Source organism: Rhodococcus coprophilus NBRC 100603 (assembly GCF_001895045.1).
GTDB classification, from domain to species: Bacteria; Actinomycetota; Actinomycetes; order Mycobacteriales; family Mycobacteriaceae; genus Rhodococcus; species Rhodococcus coprophilus.
Map to the genome: position 1 here is coordinate 1 of NZ_BDAM01000001.1, position 16,300 is coordinate 16,300.

At 68.7% G+C, this 16,300-nt stretch carries 13 protein-coding genes and 2 pseudogenes; all 15 read left to right on the plus strand.

All coding sequences use genetic code 11. The features are described 5' to 3' along the window. Window positions 1-658 precede the first annotated feature (658 nt). Window positions 659-1,489: pseudogene (locus RDCOP1_RS21965) on the plus strand (tetratricopeptide repeat protein); the annotation flags it as partial. Further along, entirely contained in the window at window positions 1,486-2,523 is a 1,038-nt protein-coding gene (locus tag RDCOP1_RS00010; RefSeq protein WP_072698063.1) for an HAD-IIA family hydrolase, read from the plus strand. The pseudogene RDCOP1_RS21965 and the gene RDCOP1_RS00010, both read left to right, overlap by 4 nt. A gap of 53 nt (window positions 2,524-2,576) precedes the next feature. Beyond that, window positions 2,577-2,795, plus strand: coding sequence for a hypothetical protein (locus RDCOP1_RS00015; protein ID WP_072698064.1), 219 nt, complete (start codon window positions 2,577-2,579; stop codon window positions 2,793-2,795). A gap of 1 nt (window position 2,796) precedes the next feature. Next, window positions 2,797-3,621 (plus strand): TlyA family RNA methyltransferase, encoded by an 825-nt coding sequence (locus tag RDCOP1_RS00020; RefSeq protein WP_072698065.1) that lies wholly within the window; start codon window positions 2,797-2,799, stop codon window positions 3,619-3,621. Then, window positions 3,618-4,565, plus strand: a complete 948-nt coding sequence (locus RDCOP1_RS00025; RefSeq protein ID WP_072698066.1) for an NAD kinase — start codon at window positions 3,618-3,620, stop codon at window positions 4,563-4,565. The genes RDCOP1_RS00020 and RDCOP1_RS00025 overlap by 4 nt, the downstream gene beginning before the upstream one ends. A 1-nt stretch (window position 4,566) precedes the next feature. Beyond that, window positions 4,567-6,336 (plus strand): DNA repair protein RecN, encoded by a 1,770-nt coding sequence (gene recN, locus RDCOP1_RS00030; RefSeq protein WP_072698067.1) that lies wholly within the window; start codon window positions 4,567-4,569, stop codon window positions 6,334-6,336. 76 nt (window positions 6,337-6,412) lie between these two features. Beyond that, window positions 6,413-7,597 (plus strand): putative cytokinetic ring protein SteA, encoded by a 1,185-nt coding sequence (steA, locus tag RDCOP1_RS00035; protein WP_072698068.1) that lies wholly within the window; start codon window positions 6,413-6,415, stop codon window positions 7,595-7,597. After that, window positions 7,594-8,547 (plus strand): copper transporter, encoded by a 954-nt coding sequence (locus RDCOP1_RS00040; RefSeq protein WP_072698069.1) that lies wholly within the window; start codon window positions 7,594-7,596, stop codon window positions 8,545-8,547. Before steA ends, RDCOP1_RS00040 begins: the two co-directional genes overlap by 4 nt. Window positions 8,548-8,741: 194 nt before the next feature. Then, window positions 8,742-10,493 carry a CTP synthase gene (gene pyrG, locus RDCOP1_RS00045; protein WP_072698070.1) on the plus strand — a complete coding sequence of 584 codons (1,752 nt, stop codon included), beginning with the start codon at window positions 8,742-8,744 and terminating at the stop codon, window positions 10,491-10,493. Window positions 10,494-10,497: 4 nt separating this feature from the next. Further along, window positions 10,498-11,127 (plus strand): NUDIX domain-containing protein, encoded by a 630-nt coding sequence (locus tag RDCOP1_RS00050; protein ID WP_072698071.1) that lies wholly within the window; start codon window positions 10,498-10,500, stop codon window positions 11,125-11,127. An 8-nt stretch (window positions 11,128-11,135) separates the two neighbouring features. Beyond that, the gene (gene xerD, locus RDCOP1_RS00055; protein ID WP_072698765.1) at window positions 11,136-12,056 is read left to right on the plus strand and encodes a site-specific tyrosine recombinase XerD; all 921 of its coding nucleotides are present in this window, start codon (window positions 11,136-11,138) and stop codon (window positions 12,054-12,056) included. A 165-nt stretch (window positions 12,057-12,221) separates the two neighbouring features. Next, window positions 12,222-13,172, plus strand: coding sequence for a ParA family protein (locus RDCOP1_RS00060; protein ID WP_072698072.1), 951 nt, complete (start codon window positions 12,222-12,224; stop codon window positions 13,170-13,172). Window positions 13,173-13,175: 3 nt separating this feature from the next. Next, on the plus strand, window positions 13,176-14,069 hold the full coding sequence (locus tag RDCOP1_RS00065) for a segregation and condensation protein A (RefSeq protein ID WP_084722236.1): 894 nt from the start codon (window positions 13,176-13,178) through the stop codon (window positions 14,067-14,069). Then, a complete protein-coding gene (gene scpB, locus RDCOP1_RS00070) occupies window positions 14,066-14,770 on the plus strand; it encodes an SMC-Scp complex subunit ScpB (protein ID WP_072698073.1) in 705 nt (234 codons plus the stop codon). Before RDCOP1_RS00065 ends, scpB begins: the two co-directional genes overlap by 4 nt. A gap of 493 nt (window positions 14,771-15,263) precedes the next feature. Beyond that, window positions 15,264-16,292, plus strand: a pseudogene (locus RDCOP1_RS21915) (pseudouridine synthase); the annotation flags it as partial. Between the last annotated feature and the right edge of the window lie 8 nt (window positions 16,293-16,300).

Below are 16,300 nucleotides of genomic sequence, written 5' to 3' on the forward strand. Positions count from 1 at the left end.
TACTGGGTCCCCTTTCGTGTTTTTATCGTGCTTTTATGAAAGGATTTTTTCTGTGTCCGACAACAACGGTGAGCGTCGATCCTTCCGGAGTGGAGGATCTACTCCCTGGTCGGGCAGGGGCGAAAGCAAAGAAGGTTCGCAGGCCAACCGCGGCAACGACGACCGCAGGCAGACCGGCGACAGGCGTGAAGATTCGTCCGCCGGCCGTGGCGAGGACCGCCGGCCGCCGCGGAGCAGCGACCGCACCTACCCCGACCGCGCCCAGCGCGGACGGAGCGAAGACGCTCGCCCTCGCCGAGAAGGTGACTCCCGGCCCCGTCGTGAAGGCGATGCCCGCCCGAACCGTGGCGACGACAGATCCGACCGTGCTTCCCGGCCGCAGCGTGATCAGCCCTACGGCGACCGGCGCCGTGACGACGCACGCCCTGCCCGCAGTGACGACCGGCGGCCGAACCGCAGTGATGACCGGCGGCCCAGCCGAAGCGACGATCCGCGGGCGCGTCGCGAAGGTGACGCCCGTCCGAACCGCAGCGCCGATTCCCGGCCGAGCCGGGGAGACGACCGCGGTCGCCAGTTCGGCGACCGTGACCGGCCGTCGTCCGATCGGCCCCGCGGCGAAGGTGGACGCGGGGACCGTCCGCACCGTCCGTCCGGTGATCGTGATCGCACCGACAACCGGGGCGGAGATACTCGGGGCGCCCGCAGCTACGGCGGCGACCGCCGAGGCGACGACGCACCCCGCCGTCGTGGCGGTGAAGGTGGATTCGGCCCGGCAGGCGGACGCGACGGCGCCAACCCCCGCCGTGATGCACGACCCGACGAGCCTGATCTGCCCGAGAACGTCGAGGCCTCCGAGTTGGACCCGACGATCCGTCGCGATCTGCTCAGCCTCGACAAGCTGAACGCCAACACCGTCGCACGGCACCTCGTCATGGCAGGCAAGCTCATCGACGATGACCCGCGCCTCGCCCTGGCACATGCCCGGGCCGCACGTCAGCGCGCCGGCCGGATCGCCGTCGTCCGCGAAGCCGCAGGTATCACCGCGTACCACGCCGGCGAGTGGGCCGAGGCTCTGTCCGAGTTGCGTGCAGCACGCCGGATGTCCGGTGGCACGGCCCTCCTGGCCGTCATGGCCGACTGCGAACGTGGGCTCGGCCGGCCGGAGAAGGCCATCGAACTCGGGCGCAGCGAGGAAGCTCGCGCACTCACCGGCGACGAAGCCAGCGAACTGCGGATCGTCGTCGCAGGTGCACGCATGGATCTCGGTCAGTACGACCAGGCTGTCGTCACCCTGCAGACGTCCGATCTCGATCCGACTCGGACCGGCACGCCCGCAGCGCGTCTGTTCTACGCGTATGCCGACGCCCTCGTCGCGGCGGGACGTGCAGAAGAAGGCGTGCAGTGGTTCCTGCACGCGGCCGAAGCCGACATCGAAGGCGTCACCGACGCCGAGGACCGGGTGGAGGAGCTCACCGGAGGAGACTTGTGACCTCGCCGGGAGGAGCTTTCGGCCACGCGCCGGCCGAGCTTCCCGAGGAGACTCTCCGGTCTCTCTACGATGTGCTTCTTCTCGACCTCGACGGGACGGTCTACAGAGGCGCACATGCAGTTCCGGGGGCCCGGGAGGCGCTGACCACCGGTGACAAGCTTTTCTACGTCACCAACAATGCGAGTCGTCGACCCGGCGAGGTCGCCCACCACCTCCGCGACCTGGGCTTTCCCGCCGAGGACGCCTCGGTGGTGACCAGTTCGCAATCCGCCGCACGCCTGCTCGCAGAACAGGTGCCCGCGGGTTCGCCGGTCCTGGTGGTCGGAACCGAAGCTCTTGCCGAGGAGGTCGCCCGGGTCGGACTCGTCCCGGTGCGCACCGCCGCCGCCGAGCCCGTCGCCGTGGTCCAGGGACACTCACCCGAAACCGGGTGGGCGATCCTCGCCGAGGCGACTCTCGCGATTCGCGCCGGCGCCTGGTGGGTCGCGACGAACATCGATTCGACGCTGCCCACCGAACGGGGCCTCGTACTCGGCAACGGGTCGATGGTCGCGGCGGTGCGGCACGCCACCGGCGCCGTGCCCGTCGTCGCGGGCAAGCCGGCGGCGCCGCTGCTCGAGGACGCGATCCGGCGAAGCGCCGCAGAGCGTCCGCTGGTCGTGGGCGACCGGCTGGACACCGACATCGAAGGTGCGAACGCTGTCGGCGCGGATTCGCTCCTCGTGCTGACCGGTGTCAGTACCGTCGACGATCTGCTGCGAGCGCCCGCAGAGCAACGTCCCACCTACGTCGGCGCGTCGCTGAGCTGTCTCGACGCCCCGGTGTCGGAGACACGCGTTGCGCCGGGCGGCACGTGGAGCATCCGGTTCGACGGCGAAGATCTCCACCTGCAGTCCAGCGGAGAGGCCGGTGACGCCATGGAGGTGTTGCGAGGGTTGCTCGGCATCGCCTGGTCGAAGCCCGGTTTCCGCCGTGTCGTTCCCGGCGACGAGCACGCGCGCAACGTGCTCGCCGAGTGGGCGATCGATCTCTGATTCACGTCGTGCCGTGTGCCGGTCGTGGCGTGGATGGACTAGCGTGGTCGGTGATGAGCACGTCTATTCCGCGTCCAGGCGAACACATTCCCGGTCCGCCGGCAGTGATCGATCCCGACCGTATCCACGGCGAGGTCGACGCGTTGCTGGCTCGTGCGCGCGAGAGCGCGGACGCCTCCGACACCGCCCAGGGGATCTCGCGACAGGCCCAGTTCCTCGACCAAGCCCACGAGGTACTCGTGCGAGCACTGGCGACCGTGGACAAGATCTGACGTGGCGCGCAGAGCACGGGTAGACGCGGAACTGGTACGACGGGGACTGGCGCGGTCGCGGGAGCACGCAAGCGAACTGATCGCCGCCGGACGGGTGCTGATCGCGGGAACGGTGGCGACCAAAGCCGCCACCGCTGTCGAACCGAACACGCCGCTCCTGGTCACCGAAGTGGCGGACGAAGTGTCGTGGGCCTCGCGGGGTGCGCACAAACTCCTCGGCGCGCTCGAAGCCTTCACCCCGCAGGGCTTGCAGGTGTCGGGCAGGCGATGCCTCGACGCCGGCGCCTCCACCGGCGGATTCACCGATGTCCTCCTGCACGAAGGTGCCACCGAGGTCGTCGCAGTCGACGTCGGTTACGGGCAACTCGTCTGGCGGCTGCAATCCGACCCGCGTGTCCACGTGATCGATCGAACAAATGTGCGTACCATCGACGCGGACCTCATCGGAGGACCGGTCGAACTGGTGGTGGCGGATCTGTCGTTCATCTCCTTGAAACTGGTGTTGCCCGCGTTCGTGCGATGCGCGGCACCCGGCGCGGACCTGCTTCCGATGGTGAAACCGCAGTTCGAGGTCGGTAAGGATCGGGTCGGCAGCGGCGGTGTCGTCCGCGACCCGGAGTTGCGGGCCGAAGCGGTACTCGATGTGGCGCGTGAAGCCCAGCGAGCCGGGCTTCGCACCCGGGGGGTGGTCGCGAGCCCGCTGCCCGGGCCGTCCGGCAACGTGGAGTACTTCCTGTGGCTTCGGGCCGGGGAACCGGGCCCCGAGGAACTCGACCCGACCGTCACCGAACTCGTCCACCGTGCAGTACAGGAAGGACCACAGTGACAACAGGGCCGGCGCAACCCCCGCGTACCGGGGAGGCCGAGCGCGAGATCTTGCTCGTCTCCCATTCGGGTCGCGACGAGATCGCGACGACCGCCCTGCGGGTCGCGAAGGTTCTGGGGGAGGCCGGTATCGGGCTCAGGGTGCTCGAGGACGAAGCGGTCAGCAACGGACTCGGGGTCCTGGCGATTCCCGGCAGCTTCATCCGTGTCGTCGAGCCCGGTCCCGACGCGGCCGCGGGCTGCGAGATGGTCATCGTGCTGGGCGGAGACGGAAGTTTCCTGCGCGCCGCCGAACTCGCACAATACGCATCGGTTCCGGTCCTGGGGATCAACCTCGGACGCATCGGGTTTCTCGCCGAAGCCGAAGCCGAACACCTCGAGGAAGCGCTCCGCCAGGTTGCCGGCCGCGAGTACCGCATCGAAGAACGCATGACTCTGGACGTGACCATCCGCGTCGACGACAAGATCGTCGACCGGGGTTGGGCGCTGAACGAGGCGAGCCTCGAGAACAAGAGTCGGCTCGGCGTGCTCGAGGTGGTACTCGAGGTCGACGGCAGGCCGGTGTCGTCGTTCGGATGCGACGGGGTGCTCGTCGCGACACCGACCGGGTCCACCGCGTACGCGTTCTCGGCGGGTGGCCCGGTGGTGTGGCCGGAACTCGAGGCGCTGCTGGTGATTCCGAGCAACGCGCACGCGCTGTTCGCGCGCCCACTGGTCACCAGTCCCGAATCGATCATCGCCGTCGAAACCCGCGCAGACGGTCACGACGGCGTCGTGTTCTGCGACGGTCGCCGCACGCTCGAACTGCCCGCAGGCGGGCGGCTCGACGTGGTGCGTGGCGAGCACCCGGTGCGCTGGGTGCGGCTGGATTCGGCACCGTTCGCAGACAGGATGGTGCGGAAATTCGAACTTCCGGTGAAGGGCTGGCGGGGAAGGAAACTCTGAGATGCTCGCAGAGATCCGGATCGACAACCTGGGCGTCATCTCCGAGGCGAGCGCCCGCTTCCACGGTGGACTGACGGTGCTCACCGGTGAGACCGGTGCCGGCAAGACCATGGTGGTCACCAGCCTCCACCTGCTGTCCGGGGTCCGGGCAGACCCGGCGCGGGTGCGCGTCGGCGCGAACCGCGCTGTGGTCGAGGGGCGCTTCAGCGTCGACGACGGTGCCAGTCACGTCGAGAAGGAAGTGGCTCGGCTGCTCGAAGCCGCGGGAGCGCAACGCGACGAGGACGGCAGCATCATCGCCGTCCGCAGCGTGGGCAGCGACGGCCGGTCGCGTGCACACCTCGGTGGACGCAGCGTCCCGGTGGGCGTGCTCTCGGAGTTCACCGACCCCTTGCTCACGGTGCACGGGCAGAACGACCAGCTTCGCCTGCTCCGGCCGGGGGAGCAACGCTCCGCGTTGGACCGTTTCGGGGGTAAGTCCGTCACCGGGCTGCTCGAGCGCTACCGCACCCACCGCCGCCGATGGCTCGACGCCCGCGAAGAACTGCACGAACGCACCGAACGTTCCCGCGAGCTCGCGCAGGAAGCCGACCGCCTCCAGTACGGCCTCGACGAGATCGAACGCGTCGACCCCGAACCGGGGGAGGATGCCCGGCTGGTCGACGAGGTGCGGCGCCTGTCCGATCTCGATTCACTCCGGGAAGCCGCGATGGGCGCGCATGCCGTGCTCGCCGGCCAGGACGCCGCAGATGGGGACGAGGCACGCTCCGCTCTCGATCTGCTCGGCGAGGCGCGGTCCCGCGTCGACGGCAGCGACGACCCCGCTCTGCGCGACCTCGGGCCGCGCCTGGACGACGCGATCGCGGTCGTCACCGACGTCGCCGGTGACCTGTCGGGTTACCTCGGTGATCTTCCGTCCGATCCGGGTGCGCTCGAGAAGTTGCTCACTCGGCAGGCCGAGCTGAAAACACTCACCCGGAAGTACGCCGCGGACGTCGACGGGGTGCTCGAGTGGGCGAACACCGCCCGCGAGCGACTCTCGAGTCTCGACGTGTCCGCCGAAACCCTCGACAAGTTGGCCGCCGAGGTGGATGCCGAGGCAACCGCGACGGCGGAGGCGGCGACCGCGTTGTCGGCGGCACGTCACAAGGTGGCGGGCAAGCTCGCGAAAGCGGTGAGCAAAGAACTCGCCGGACTGGCCATGGGCCGCGCCGTGCTCGACGTGCAGATCCGCGAGAGGGAAGCGGCGACCGCGGATTCCGCGCCGCTGCCGGTCGGCGACCGTCTGCTGCACGCCGGTGACTCCGGCATCGACGAAGTCGAGTTCCGGCTCGCCGCGCACGGCGGCGCCCCCGCTCTGCCGCTGGCGCGCAGCGCGTCCGGCGGTGAACTGTCGCGCGTGATGCTGGCGCTCGAAGTGGTCCTGGCAGGCTCCGAGCGCGGCGCCACCATGGTTTTCGACGAGGTGGATGCCGGGGTCGGCGGTCGTGCGGCCGTCGAGATCGGCCGCCGGCTCGCCCGGCTGTCCCGCACCCACCAGGTCATCGTCGTCACCCACCTCCCGCAGGTCGCGGCGTTTGCCGACACCCATCTGGTGGTAGACAAGGTGGACGACAGTGCGGGGGTGGTGAGCAGCGGGGTGCGGACCCTGACCGACGCCGAGCGGGTCGCCGAACTCGCCCGGATGCTCGCCGGCCTCGACGACACGGAGACGGGACGCGCGCACGCCGAGGAACTGCTCGCCGTCGCGCACGCCGAACGCGCACAGTGACCGCGAGGGCGCCGCAGCGGCGTCGTGTCGGCGCGCCTCCGATGACTGGCCGGAACTCCGGAGCATCATCTTTGGCATGAAGATGCCGGCGCTGTTGTCACGCACCAACGAAACGTTGCCCGGAGTCAGCGGTATCGCAAGGGTCGATACGAACTCCGTGAAACTGTTGCGCCGGGTCGGCCCCGGCGATGTGGTGGTCCTCGACGCGGTCGACCTCGATCGCGTCACCGCCGACACCCTCGTCGAAGCCGGTGTGGCGGCGGTGGTCAACGCATCTGCATCGATCTCGGGCAGATACCCGAATCTCGGCCCCGAGGTGCTCGTCGCCAACGGGATCCTGCTCATCGACAACACCGGCGCCGACACGTTCAAGAAGATCAAGGACGGCGCGAAGGTCCGGATCTACGACGGCGGCGTGTATGCCGGTGAGCGACTTCTCGTCCAGGGCGACGAACAAACCGAGGCCGAGATCTCCGACCGGATGATCGAGGCGAAAACCGGCCTCGTCGACCACCTCGAAGCCTTCTCCGGCAATACCATCGAGTTCATCCGCTCGGAGAGTCCACTGCTCATCGACGGTGTCGGCATTCCGGAGATCGACCTCGACCTGCGCGACCGGCACGTCGTGGTGGTGTCCGACGGGCCCGGCCATGTGCAGGACCTCAAGGATCTCAAGCCGTTCATCAAGGAGTACTCGCCGATTCTCGTCGGCGTCGGTCCCGGTGCGGACGCGCTCACCAAGGCCGGATACCGGCCGGACCTGATCGTCGGTGACCCCGACGGGATCGGCACGGCCACGCTCAAATCCGGTGCCGAGGTGGTGCTTCCCGCCGACCCGGACGGTCACGCTCCCGGCCTCGAACGCATCCAGGATCTCGGTATCGGCGCAATGACGTTCCCCGCCGCCGGCACCCCGACGGATCTGGCGTTGCTTCTCGTCGACCATCACGGTGCCGCCCTCGTGGTCACCGTCGGCAGCACCGTGTCCCTGGACGAGTTCTTCGACCAGGGACGCCGCGACACCAATCCCTCAGCGGTCATGACCCGCCTGAAGGTGGGCCCGAAACTCGTCGACGCCAAAGCTGTGGCCACCTTGTACCGCAGTCGCGTCTCCGGCGGCATGATCGCCCTGCTGGTCTTCGCGGCACTGATCGCCGTCATCGCCGCGCTGGTCGTCTCCAACCTCGGGGGCGACGTGGTCGACATGGCCCAGCAGTGGTGGGACAGCCTGGTCGACTGGGTTCGGGGTCTGCAGGCGTGATCTCGATGCGGCACCATGTCGTCTCGCTGGTGGCCGTGTTCCTGGCCCTGGCGGTCGGCATCGTCGTCGGATCGGGGCTGCTGTCGGGCAGTCTCGTCTCGGGGCTGCGCGACGACAAGTCCGAGATCCGCCGCGAACTGCAGGACGCCGAGGACCGCGCCACCCGGCTCGACGGACAATTGCTCGCCGCGGACGGCTTCGACGCGACCGTCGCACCGAGGGTGGTACGCGACACACTGGCCGATCAGACGATCCTCGTCGTCACCACGCCCGACGCAGATCCCGCCGATGTCGATGCGCTGATACGCACCGTGGGCGACGCCGGGGGCCGGGTCACCGGCCGGCTGGCGCTCACCGACTCGTTCGTCGGCGCGGCCGGAGCCGATCAATTACGCACGACTGTCACCAACGTCATTCCCGCGGGGGTGGAGTTGGGGACCGGGGCCGTCGACCCGGGCAGTCTCACCGGGGATCTCCTCGGCGCTGTCCTGCTCGTCGACCCGGCGACCGGCGAGGCTCGCAGTACCCCGGAGGAACGTGCACTGGCACTGACCACCCTCCGGAGCGGCGGCTACATCGGCTACGACGACGCGGAGGTGACCCCGGCGCAGGCGGCGCTCGTCGTCACCGGCGAACCCGACCCCGACGGTGACGCCGCCGGCGGGAACCGCGGAGCGCTCGTGGCCCGCTTCGCCGCGGCGCTCGACACCCGCGGCGCCGGCGCCGTTCTCGCCGGACGGCCGGGCGCAGCGACCGGAAACGGCGCTGTGGCGGTGGTACGTGCCGACGCGGCGCTGTCGTCGGGCTTGTCCACCGTGGACAATCTCGACCGTGAGGCGGGCCGGATCACCACGATTCTCGGGTTGCGTGAACAGCTCGACGGCGGCGCCGGGCGCTACGGCACCGGCCCCGGCGCGAGCGCCGTCACCGTCGGGTCGGCGGCGCGGTGAGCCCGAACGGCCGTCGGGGCACACGTCCCGGAGACCGTCCGGAAAGTGTGACGTCCACGGCACCGGAGTCCGATACGGGCGAGTCGAGTACGCCCCGGCCGTAGAAGGTGTTACCGTGAAGTTCCGTGGGTCGGCAGGCCCCAGCTGCATCACATCAGTCCAAAAGCCCTGCACCTGACGTCACGGGAGCTCTTTTGCCACAGTCACGCCATTCGCGTACCGCTACCAAGCACATCTTCGTCAGCGGGGGCGTCGCGTCCTCGCTCGGCAAAGGTCTCACCGCGTCGAGCCTGGGAGCGCTGCTCACCGCCCGCGGAATGCGGGTCACGATGCAGAAGCTGGACCCGTACCTCAACGTCGATCCCGGCACCATGAACCCGTTCCAGCACGGCGAGGTCTTCGTCACCGAGGACGGCGCCGAAACCGACCTGGACGTGGGCCACTACGAGCGCTTCCTCGACCGCGATCTCAGCGCCGACGCGAACGTCACCACCGGCCAGGTCTATTCGACGGTGATCGCCAAGGAACGTCGCGGCGAGTACCTCGGCGACACCGTGCAGGTGATCCCGCACATCACCGACGAGATCAAACGTCGCATCCTCGCGATGGCCGCGCCCGACAACGAGGGGCAGATCCCCGACGTGGTGATCACCGAGATCGGTGGCACCGTCGGCGACATCGAGTCGCAGCCGTTCCTCGAGGCCGCCCGGCAGGTCCGCCACGAGGTGGGCCGCGACAACTGCTTCTTCCTCCACGTGTCGCTGGTGCCGTACCTCGGCCCGTCCGGTGAGCTGAAGACCAAGCCGACCCAGCACTCGGTGGCCGCTCTGCGCAACATCGGTATCCAGCCCGACGCGCTCGTTCTGCGCTGCGACCGTGATGTTCCGGCGTCGCTCAAAGCCAAGATCTCGCTGATGTGCGACGTCGACCTCGCCGGATGCATCTCGTGCCCCGACGCCCCGAGCATCTACGACATCCCGAAGGTCCTCCACAGCGAAGGTCTCGACGCCTACGTCGTGCGCCAGCTCGGACTGCCGTTCCGCGACGTCGACTGGACGGTGTGGGGCGACCTGCTCGAACGTGTCCACAACCCCCGCGAGACCGTCGAGGTCGCGCTCGTCGGCAAGTACATCGATCTGCCCGACGCCTACCTTTCGGTGACCGAGGCGCTGCGGGCCGGTGGGTTCGCGCACCGCGCCAAGGTGAAGATCCGCTGGGTCGCCTCCGACGAATGCGAAACCGAGGCCGGCGCCGAGAAGCATCTCGGTGACGTCGACGCCGTGCTGATCCCCGGCGGGTTCGGCATCCGCGGCATCGAAGGCAAGCTGGGCGCGATCCGTTTCGCCCGCGTCCGGAAGATTCCGCTGCTCGGCCTGTGCCTCGGCCTGCAGGGCGTGGTCATCGAAGCGGCGCGGTCCGTCGGTATCGCCGATGCGTCCTCGACCGAATTCGACCCCGACACCACCGCCCCGGTGATCTCGACGATGGCCGATCAGGAACAGGCCGTCGCCGGCGAGGCCGACCTCGGCGGAACGATGCGTCTCGGCGCGTACCCGGCGACGCTGAAGAAGGGTTCGGTCGTCGCCAAGGCCTACGGCTCCGAGCACGTCTCGGAGCGGCACCGGCACCGGTTCGAGGTCAACAACGCCTACCGCGAGGAGATCGCGAAGTCGGGCCTGGTGTTCTCGGGTACTTCACCCGACGGTCGCCTCGTGGAGTTCGTGGAGTACCCCGCGAGCACCCACCCCTACTTCGTCGCCACGCAGGCGCACCCGGAGCTCAAGAGCCGCCCGACCCGCCCGCACCCCCTGTTCGCCGGACTGATCGCCGCAGCACTGGAATACAAGGCCGCCGAACGGTTGCCCGTCGACGTCCACGGCGGTAGCACCACGTCGAGCCCCGCGGAGCCGGTCTCGTCCGCTTCCGGTTCCGGCGACGCCGAGTAACTCGATGGCGCAGCGACACGAATTCAGCACCCGGTCCAGCAAACGGATCTACACCGGCGCCATCGTGTCGCTGCGCGTCGACGAGGTGGTCATGCCCGGTGGGCAGACCGCAGAACGAGAAGTCGTCGAGCACCACGGTGCGGTGGCCGTCGTGGCCGTCGACGAACACGACCGGGTGGTGCTCGTGCATCAATACCGGCATCCGCTGGGCCGTCGCCTGTGGGAACTGCCCGCCGGACTGCTCGACGCTCCCGGTGAGGATCCACTCGACACGGCCCGCCGCGAACTCGCCGAGGAAACCGGCCTCGCGGCGGCCGACTGGGAAGTGCTCGTCGACATCGCGCTGTCGCCCGGGTTCACCGACGAGGCGGTACGGGTCTTCGGCGCGCGTGGGCTCAGTTCCGTCGACCGCCCGGACCCGGTCCACGAGGAGGCGGACCTCGAGGTGGAGTTCGTTCCCCTCGACGAAGCCGTCGCGATGGCGTTGCGAGGCGACATCGTCAATGCCACCGCGGTGTCCGGCATTCTGGCGTTCGCCGCCACCCGCGCGACCGGTGGGCAATTCCTTCGCACACCGGACGCGCCGTGGCCGGACCGCCCGAGCGCCTTCGCCCGTACCCGCGTTGCACGGTGAACCCCGGGATCGGGCTCGCACGACAACTCGACGCCTATCTCGACCACCTCACCGTCGAACGCGGCGCCGCCCGCAACACCCTCGCGGCCTATCGCCGTGACCTGACGCGGTACCTCGACTACCTCACCGAGCGCGACATCGGCGATCTCGCTGCCGTCGAGGAACAGCACATCGCCGACTTCGGGGTCGCGCTTCGCCGCGGCGAGCCCGACGAGGGACATCCCGCCCTCGCGGCCGGTTCGGTAGCGCGCGCCCTCATCGCAGTACGCGGCCTGCACCGGTTCGCCGCGGCCGAAGGGCACACGCCCGCAGATGTCGCCCGCGCCGTCAGCCCCCCGAGCCCGGGGCGGCGACTCCCGAAATCGCTGACCGTCGACCAGGTCACCGCGCTCCTCGACGCAGCCGGTGGGGAATCGGACGGCCCACGCGGCCTGCGCGACCGGGCCCTGCTCGAAGTGCTGTACTCCACGGGAGCCCGGATCTCCGAAGCGGTCGGGCTCGACGTCGACGACATCGACACCGATTCGCGTGCCGCCCTGCTCCGGGGCAAGGGAGGTAAGCAACGCCTCGTTCCCGTCGGGCGGCCCGCTCTCGCGGCTCTCGACGCGTATCTGGTGCGCGGCCGGCCCGCCCTCGCAGGCGGGCTCACCCCCGCCCTCTTCCTCAATGCCCGGGGCGGCAGGCTGTCGCGGCAGAGCGCCTGGAGCGTCCTGCGCGCCACCGCGGAAAGCGCGAAAATCGACGCGAATGTCTCACCTCACACCCTTCGTCACTCCTTCGCCACCCACCTCCTCGACGGCGGCGCCGACGTACGGGTGGTACAGGAGTTACTGGGGCATGCTTCTGTGACAACCACTCAGATATATACGCAGGTCACGGTGGGTGCGCTTCGCGAGGTATGGGCCGGAGCGCATCCGCGCGCGAGATGAGTAACACCGCGAGGCGGCGCGTGTCCCTGCGGTAATCGAGGCCTCGAGGCGGTAGCGTTCCTGTAACGGAACGGTCGCCGGACCACGGTTCGGCGAGACACAGATCCGGTGACACAGATCCGGTGAGAGACAGACCGGGTCGCCAGGACAGGGGGAGTACCGAACGTGGGCACACCTCAGCCACCCGCCACGGAAACCACACCCACCCGAACGCCCGGGTGGGCGCTCGCGGCCACCGGGTCCAGGCAACCGGAGCTCGCGCCACCGGTCGCCGATGTCGAACTCGGACCTACGGGCCGTCCCCGTCGCGTGATCCCCGAACCCGCCCCACTCACCTCCCATGGTCCCGCGAAGATCATCGCGATGTGCAACCAGAAGGGTGGGGTCGGCAAGACCACCTCCACGATCAACCTCGGAGCCTCACTCGCCGAATGCGGACGGCGTGTCCTGCTCGTCGACCTCGATCCTCAGGGCGCACTGTCGGCCGGACTCGGAGTCGCGCACCACGACCTCGATCTGACCGTCCACAACGTTCTCGTCGATCCACGCGTCTCTGCCGACGACGTCCTCGTCCACACGCACGTCGAGAACCTCGATCTGCTGCCCAGCAACATCGACCTCTCGGCAGCCGAGATCCAGCTCGTCTCCGAAGTCGGCCGTGAGCAGGCCCTCGGGCGGGCGCTCTACCCGGTCCTCGACCGCTACGACTACATCCTGGTGGACTGCCAGCCGTCCCTCGGGCTTCTCACCGTCAATGCCCTGGCCTGCGCCGACTCTGTGCTCATCCCGATGGAATGCGAATTCTTCAGCCTCCGCGGGCTCGCGCTGCTCAACGACACCGTGGCGAAGGTCCGCGACCGGCTAAACCCGAAACTGACCGTCGCCGGGATCCTCGTCACCATGTACGACTCGCGCACCCTCCACGGCCGCGAAGTGATGTCGCGTGTCGTCGAGGTGTTCGGGGATCTCGTCTACGACGCGGTGATCAATCGCACAGTCAAGTTCCCCGAGACGAGCGTCGCGGGGGAGCCGATCACCAAGTGGGCTCCGTCCTCCGCCGGCGCCGAGTCGTATCGTGCGCTGGCGCGCGAAGTCATCCACCGGACCGGCCGCTGATCCGTGTACACCGCAGCCCCGGACGCGGCTTCCCCGGAAGCCGCCCGTCCGGACACCGCCGACGTAGACGTCACCCCGATCCTTGACGGAACCCCGGTGGTCCCCGATACCGCGCCCACCGGATTCCATCTCAGCCTCCGCAACTTCGAAGGCCCCTTCGATCTGCTGCTCAGCCTGATCTCACAACGTCGCCTCGACGTCACAGAAGTGGCACTCCACGAGGTCACGGACGAATTCATCGCGTACACACGCAGACTCGGCCCGGAACTCGGCCTGGACCAGACCACCGAATTCCTCGTCGTCGCCGCGACCCTGCTGGATCTCAAAGCCGCGCGCCTGCTGCCGTCCGGTGACGTCGACGACCCCGAAGACCTCGCGCTCCTCGAAGCTCGCGACCTGCTGTTCGCGCGGCTGCTGCAGTACCGCGCCTACAAACTGGTCGCCGAACAGTTCGCCGCTCTCGAAAGTGCTGCGCTGCGCCGATATCCGCGCGCCGTCTCGTTGGAAGAGTGCTTCGAGAACCTGGTGCCGGACGTCGTCCTCGGCGTCGACTCTCAGCGCTTCGCGGAGATCGCGGCTGCCGCGTTCCGCCCCAAACCCGTGCCCAATGTGGGACTCGACCACCTGCATGTCCCCACCGTGTCGGTGCCCGAGCAGGCCGCTCTGATTCTTGCCATCCTGGAACAGCGGGGTGCCGGTGTGTGGGTGGGGTTCGACGAACTGATCGCCGAATGCGAGCTCGGACTGCAGATCGTCGCCCGGTTCCTGGCTCTGCTCGAGCTCTATCGGGAACGTGCCGTCACGTTCGAGCAACCCGATCCGCTGGGGCCGTTACAAGTGGCCTGGACCGACGAAAACGACGACACCGCCGTCGACTTCGAGGAGGACTACGGATGAGCCAGGACCACGTTGCGGACGCCGGGAGCACCGCCGACGAACGGGCCTGGGACGCGGAACTGCTGGAGATGGCGGACGACGAACTCGTCGCCGCACTCGAAGCGCTGCTCCTCGTCGTCGACACCCCCGCGCCCACCGAGCAACTCGCCTCCGCAATCGGAGTGACGGCCGATCGTGCCGAGGCCGCGCTGCGCGGACTCGCCGACAGCCTCACCGCGCGGGGCTCCGGCATCGACCTGCGGATCGCGGGTGACGGCTGGCGCTTCTACACCCGGCGCGAGTTCGCGCCGTACGTCGAGAAACTGCTGCAGGGCGGCGCGCGCACGAAGCTCACCCGCGCAGCGCTGGAAACACTCGCCGTCGTCGCGTACCGGCAGCCGGTGACCCGTAGCCGGGTCAGCGCAGTGCGCGGTGTCAATGTCGACGGCGTGATGCGCACCTTGCTGGCCCGGGATCTGATCGCCGAGGCCGGCACGGATCGGGAGACCGGAGGCACGCTTTACGTCACGACAGAACTGTTCCTCGAACGGTTGGGGCTGGCGTCCCTTCAGGAACTTCCGCCCGTCGGGCCACTGCTCCCGGACGTCGATGTGATCGATGACATCTCCGAGAGCCTCGAGTCGGACCCACGATTTGAGAGAATGGGAAAGAACGCGCGTACCGAGACACTCTCGCCCGCGGAGTTCGACCCAGAGAATTGACAGGAATCAAGTGAATACACCCGCTCGCCGTGATGGCACACCGGACCGCAATCGAAGTAATCCCCGCGGCGCGAAGGATCGGAATCCTCGCGCTCCGCGCTCCGACAATCGGACGGACGCTCGTCCCGATCGTCGCACCGACTCCCGCCCCGACCGCCGTACCGAAGGTCGTTCGGATTTCCGGACGGATCGTCGTACGGAGGGTCGTCCTGATCGTCGTACCGAGGGTCGTTCGGATTTCCGTACCGATCGTCGTACCGAGGGTCGTCCTGATCGCCGCACCGAGGGTCGTTCGGATTTCCGTACCGATCGTCGTACCGAGGGCCGTCCTGATCGTCGTACCGAAGGTCGTTCGGACCACCGTACCGATCGTCGTACGGAGGGTCGTTCGGATTTCCGGACGGATCGTCGTACGGAAGGCCGTCCCGATCGTCGTACGGAGGGTCGTTCGGATCACCGCACCGATCGTCGTACCGAAGGCCGTCCCGAATACCGGAACGACGCCCGTCCCGATCGTCGTACGGACTCTCGTCCCGATCGCCGGGCTGAGGGACGTACGGACTCTCGTCCCGATCGCCGCACCGACGCTCGCCCGGATCGACGGGCAGAAACCTCGACGCCGGACGCCGGGAAGAAGCCGCACCGCAAGGGCGCCACGCTGAACAAGCGCGGCCGCCCGGCCGCGCCGAAACCGGCGGCCAAGCGGCCCGTGCCCAACCCGACGATCAGCAATGCGAAGCCCGCGCGGCACCAGCACAGCGATGCCGGTCCCACCCAGCTTCCCGCAGGTGAGGGCGTGCGCCTGCAGAAGGTGCTCGCTCAGGCCGGTGTCGCCTCACGTCGGGCCGCCGAAGAACTCATCGATGCCGGTCGCGTCGAGGTCGACGGCAGGATCGTGGTCGAACAGGGCCTCCGCGTCGACCCGGAGAACACGGTCATCCGCGTGGACGGAACGCGCGTGGTCGTGAAGAAGGACCTCGTGCATCTCGTGCTCAACAAGCCGCGCGGATGGCAGTCCACGATGTCCGACGATCTCGGCCGCCCCTGCGTCGGCGACATCGTCTCCGAACGCATCGCCGCCGGCCAGCGACTCTTCCACGTGGGCCGGCTCGACGCGGACACCGAAGGTCTGCTGCTGCTCACCAACGACGGTGAACTCGCCCATCGCCTCATGCACCCGTCCTTCGAGGTCGCCAAGACCTACCTGGCGACCGTCAAGGGTGAACTTCCGCGCGGCGTCGGCAAGAAGCTCAAGGAGGGCGTCGAACTCGAGGACGGACCTGCTTCGGTCGACGAGTTCGCGTTGCTCGAAGTGTTCAACGGCCAGTCCCGTGTGCGCCTCGAACTCCACGAAGGTCGCAAGCACATCGTCCGCAGGCTCCTCGACGCGGTCGGCCACCCGGTGATTCGGCTGGTCCGCACCAACATCGGTCCCGTCGCGCTCGGCGACCAGCGCCCCGGCACCCTGCGTGTCCTCGGACGCAAGGAAGTGGGCGGACTGTACGAGGCGGTCGGCCTGTGACGCCCTCC

Bases quoted from the DNA above. Each gene is read 5' to 3' on its own strand.
- RDCOP1_RS00015 (WP_072698064.1), top strand. From the start codon at position 2,577: ATGAGCACGTCTATTCCGCGTCCAGGCGAACACATTCCCGGTCCGCCG.
- recN (WP_072698067.1), top strand. From the start codon at position 4,567: ATGCTCGCAGAGATCCGGATCGACAACCTGGGCGTCATCTCCGAGGCG.
- steA (WP_072698068.1), top strand. From the start codon at position 6,413: ATGAAGATGCCGGCGCTGTTGTCACGCACCAACGAAACGTTGCCCGGA.
- RDCOP1_RS00050 (WP_072698071.1), top strand. From the start codon at position 10,498: ATGGCGCAGCGACACGAATTCAGCACCCGGTCCAGCAAACGGATCTAC.
- scpB (WP_072698073.1), top strand. From the start codon at position 14,066: ATGAGCCAGGACCACGTTGCGGACGCCGGGAGCACCGCCGACGAACGG.